This is a genomic window from Streptomyces graminilatus (assembly GCF_001418565.1).
GTDB classification, from domain to species: Bacteria; Actinomycetota; Actinomycetes; order Streptomycetales; family Streptomycetaceae; genus Streptomyces; species Streptomyces graminilatus.
In genome coordinates, this window is the sequence record NZ_LIQQ01000717.1 from 1 (window position 1) to 1,651 (window position 1,651).

A 1,651-nucleotide genomic window follows, 5' to 3' on the forward strand; every position below is an offset into this window, starting at 1 on the left:
AGCGGGGCCGGCAGGGGCGGGAGGACACGCGGGACGAGCGCTTCGGACGCCCGGACGCCGGGGAAGGACCCCGGCTGCTGCTCCTGAGCCGCGCGGGCGGCACGGGCGGCGTTGCGCCGGGACAGCTCGTCGAGCACCTCCCGTTCGCCCCGGCCTCGCAGAAGGAGCAGGACGAAGGGGTCGGCGTCGAGGAGACGGGCGGTCTGGTAACAGAGGGCGGCGGCGTGCTTGCAGGGGTGCCCGGAGTCGGGGCAGCTGCACAGGGGGTCGAGGTCGCCGGGGCCCGGCAGCAGTGGAGCCCCGCAGTCGGCGAGGGACTGGGGCATCTCCTTGTCGAGCAGCGCGGCGATGTGCCCCGGCCGTTCCACGGCGGCCTCCAGGAACCGCTCCCACTCCTGGTCGCCGAGGGTGCGCAGCCGCACCTGGACGCGGTACGGGCGTGGCCGGGAGCCCTGCACATAGGCGAGTACGAGCCCCGGTGTCACCGTGATGGCATCGACGTGCCCCTTCGCGGCGTATCCACGCCCCCGCAGCAGTCGGGCGGCGTCCAGCGCGCCCTCCTCCAGGGCGGCCACCCAGGCGTTCCCCCACCAGCTCTCCGCGAAGCCGTCGCCCCGGGACGACGTCTGCCCGTTCGCCGAGGCGGGCAGAGCGGGGAAGGTGGGGAAGGTACGGCGCAGCTCACCGTCACGACCGGGGGCGGCCATGGAGGACGTCGGGGAGGCGAGGCGCGTGGTGGTGACGGGAGCCTCGACGGGCGGCCCTGTGCGCCGGAACCCGGCGGTGCTCCCGGCGTTCCGGGGCTTCGCGGTGTTGGCCGCGCTCGGCCTGTCCGCCGCGTTGCCCAGGGTGTTCCACGTGCTCCGGGTGTTCCCGGTGTCCCATGGCGCGCCCGGTGATACGCCCGGCGCCGCCGGGGTCTCCGCGCCGGCACCGGCGTCCCGCAGGATCGGTGCGGCGACGGCACGCAGGACGTCCCCGACGGTCACCGGCGGCGACGGATCAGTACGCGCCGACTCGTCGTCAAGGGGCTCCGGACTCCGTGCCGGAGCCGCCGTAATCGCCGGGCCCGCCGGGGAGTTGTCGGTGGGCAGCTCGAAGGAACCGGCGAGCAGTTCGCGCAGGTCACGCCTCCGGTCCCCTGGGCTCCGGTCGTGTGGATCATGCCCGGACACGGGCGGTACGGGCCGGACAGGCCGTCGGGTGGCCTCGGATGCCGGCATCTCCGCGTCCGATCGGGCCCGCCGTGCCTCCCCACGGGCGGCGCGCAGAGCCTCTCGGGCGACGTCGGCAGGGCGCCCGCCCTTGCGGTCCCCGGTGCCGGTACGCGCCGCCGGAACCTCACCAGGCTCCGGGTGGGCCGCGTCCGCCGTCCCTGCCTGGGCGGCCGGGCCCCCGGCCCGCGTCGGCCCGCCGCGCAGAGCGGCCCGAGCCGCGTCTCCCGGCCGGGTTTCACGCGCTCCGGCCTCGACCGCGCCCTGTGGCCCGGTCGTCTCCTGAGCCGCGCGCTCCCGCGCCGCCCGCAACGCCCTGCGCGCGGCGTCGGCGGGCCGGTCCGGCTCGGCGTCGCCCGACAGGCCGCGCCCGACCGACATCGGCCCCTCCCCCGCCGTGCCCTGCTCGCCCTGCACTCCACAGCGCTCGTCCCGCC

1 protein-coding gene is annotated in these 1,651 nt (G+C 77.0%); it reads right to left on the reverse strand.

Annotation, left to right across the window (positions count from 1 at the left end; translation table 11 throughout):
- A partial coding sequence (locus AOK08_RS40505; protein WP_079054568.1) for an SWIM zinc finger family protein occupies nt 1–1,595 on the reverse strand: 1,595 nt, incomplete at its 3' end.
- Nucleotides 1,596–1,651 lie beyond the last annotated feature (56 nt).